Origin of the sequence: Pseudomonas sp. PNPG3 (assembly GCF_023093815.1) — a bacterium.
Lineage (GTDB): Bacteria > Pseudomonadota > Gammaproteobacteria > Pseudomonadales > Pseudomonadaceae > Aquipseudomonas > Aquipseudomonas asiatica.
Genome location: NZ_JALLKV010000115.1, coordinates 1 through 2383, shown reverse-complemented (window position 1 = coordinate 2383; position 2383 = coordinate 1). Strand labels below are relative to the sequence as shown.

The window sequence follows — 2383 nt, the reverse complement described above, 5'->3', positions numbered from 1 at the left end:
GTAAGCGTCCGGCGAACTCACCTTCCGAACTCCAGCATTAAGGGCGATGGTGTCCGCGTATTTTTAAGCGGACGCGATCGCCCTTATCGCCAGGATTTCCATGCGCCAACGAAGCTCTTATCCGAAACCGTTCAAAGCCCAGGTCGTTCAGGAATGCCTGCAACCTGGGGCGACCGTATCCAGTGTCGCCATCAGCCACGGCATCAATGCCAATGTCATCCGCAAATGGCTGCCGCTTTATCGAGACCAGCCCGCAACGGCTTCACTACCGGCATTCGTCCCACTAAAAGCCGCGCCTAAACGGCCATCCGAAACGTCAGCGACCATTGAGTTATCCATGGCCGGACAAGTGATTACAGTGAAATGGCCAGTCTCGGATCCTGAAGGCTGCGCGCAATTTATCCGGGCTGTCGCTCGATGATCCGCATCGATGCAATCTGGCTGGCCACCGAGCCGATGGACATGCGCGCTGGCACCGAAACGGCATTGGCCCGGGTGATCGCGGTGTTCGGTGCGGCGAAGCCGCACTGCGCTTATCTCTTCGCCAATCGCCGGGCCAACCGGATGAAAGTGCTGGTGCACGATGGCGTGGGCGTTTGGCTTGCCGCGCGACGACTGAATCAAGGCAAGTTTCACTGGCCTGGTATTCGCCATGGCAGCGAGGTCGAACTCGACAGCGAACAACTCCAGGCTTTGGTGCTGGGTCTGCCGTGGCAGCGCGTCGGCGCAGGCGGTGTGATCAGCATGCTGTAACCGCCGACCATTTGGCCGGTCTGCTTGTCGTCGTTCTGCGCCTGCTCTGGCACAATCGGCGGCATGACTTTCTCGCCCAATCTCGACCAGATGACTCCGGAGCAGCTTCGTGCCTTGGCGGCACAGGCGTTGCAGTTGCAGTCCCAGGTCGAGGCGATGAGCCGGAAGATCCAGAACGACGAAATCCTCATCGAACAGTTCAAGTTCGAAATCGCCCTGCTCAAACGCCACAAGTTTGCCAAGCGCAGCGAGCAAATCAGCCCGGCGCAAAGCAGCTTGCTGGATGACCTGCTCGATACAGACCTTGAAGCGATCGAGGCTGAGCTGAAACAGCTTCTTCCCGCTTCGTCACAGGCCGAGCCACGGCAATCGCCCAAACGTGCGCCATTGCCGCCGCAGTTTCCGCGCACCGTGATTCGTCACGAACCAGAAAGCACCCAGTGCGCCTGTGGCTGCCAACTTCAGCGCATCGGCGAAGATGTCAGCGAAAAGCTGGATTACACGCCAGGCGTGTTCACGGTCGAGCAACATGTGCGTGGCAAATGGGCCTGCCGTCAGTGCGAAACTCTGACTCAAGCACCGGTGCCGGCGCAGGTTATCGACAAAGGTATCCCGACCGCAGGCTTGCTGGCCCACGTCATGGTGGCCAAGTTTGCCGATCACTTGCCGCTGTACCGGCAGGAGAAAATCTTTGGCCGCGCCGGGCTGGCAATTGCGCGCTCGACCTTGGCTCAGTGGGTCGGACAAACCGGCGTGCGGCTCCAGCCGCTGGTTGATGCACTGCGTGAAGCGGTGTTGAACCAAGGCGTGATTCACGCCGATGAAACACCGGTGCAAATGCTTGCACCGGGCGAGAAAAAAACTCACCGGGCCTATGTCTGGGCCTACAGCACGACGCCGTTTTCGGCGCTCAAAGCCGTGGTATACGACTTCAGTCCAAGCCGTGCGGGCGAACATGCGCGCAATTTCCTGGGCGACTGGAACGGCAAGTTGGTCTGCGATGACTTCGCGGGCTACAAAGCCGGTTTTGAGCAGGGCATCACTGAAATCGGCTGCATGGCCCACGCCCGCCGCAAGTTTTTCGATCTGCATGTGGCGAACAAAAGTCAGCTGGCCGAACAGGCGCTGCACTCGATTGGCGGTTTGTACGAGGTTGAACGCCAGGCTCGGGATATGAGCAACGAAGACCGCTGGCGAATACGTCAGGAAATGGCGGTACCGATCAGCAAAACACTGCATGAGTGGATGTTGGCCCAGCGCGATCTGGTGCCCAACGGATCAGCCACGGCCAAAGCCCTCGATTACAGCCTGAAACGCTGGGTAGCGCTGACGCGCTACCTGGACGATGGGGCTGTGCCCATCGACAACAACCAGGTCGAGAATCAGATACGGCCATGGGCACTCGGTCGCTCGAACTGGTTATTTGCCGGATCACTGCGCAGTGGCAAACGGGCTGCTGCAATCATGGGTCTGATCCAATCAGCGCGCATGAATGGGCATGATCCGTATGCCTATCTCAAAGATGTGCTGACACGGTTGCCGACACAGCGGGCCAGTGAGATTGGGCAGTTGCTACCGCATCAGTGGGTACCGGCCTGACTTACGCAAGGTGAGTTGAGCGGACGCTTAC

General features: G+C 59.1%; 3 protein-coding genes. All 3 read left to right on the top strand.

Annotated elements, in window-relative coordinates; all coding sequences use genetic code 11:
• Window positions 1-100: 100 nt before the first annotated feature.
• The 3 genes from MJ643_RS30220 (at window position 101) to MJ643_RS30210 (ending at window position 2352) form a co-directional block, all read left to right on the top strand.
• Window positions 101-421 (top strand): transposase, encoded by a 321-nt coding sequence (locus tag MJ643_RS30220; protein ID WP_081951372.1) that lies wholly within the window; start codon window positions 101-103, stop codon window positions 419-421.
• Window positions 418-753 carry an IS66 family insertion sequence element accessory protein TnpB gene (tnpB, locus tag MJ643_RS30215; RefSeq protein ID WP_047595464.1) on the top strand — a complete coding sequence of 112 codons (336 nt, stop codon included), beginning with the start codon at window positions 418-420 and terminating at the stop codon, window positions 751-753. Before MJ643_RS30220 ends, tnpB begins: the two co-directional genes overlap by 4 nt.
• A 63-nt stretch (window positions 754-816) precedes the next feature.
• Entirely contained in the window at window positions 817-2352 is a 1536-nt protein-coding gene (locus MJ643_RS30210; protein WP_047595466.1) for an IS66 family transposase, read from the top strand.
• The last annotated feature ends 31 nt before the right edge of the window (window positions 2353-2383 follow it).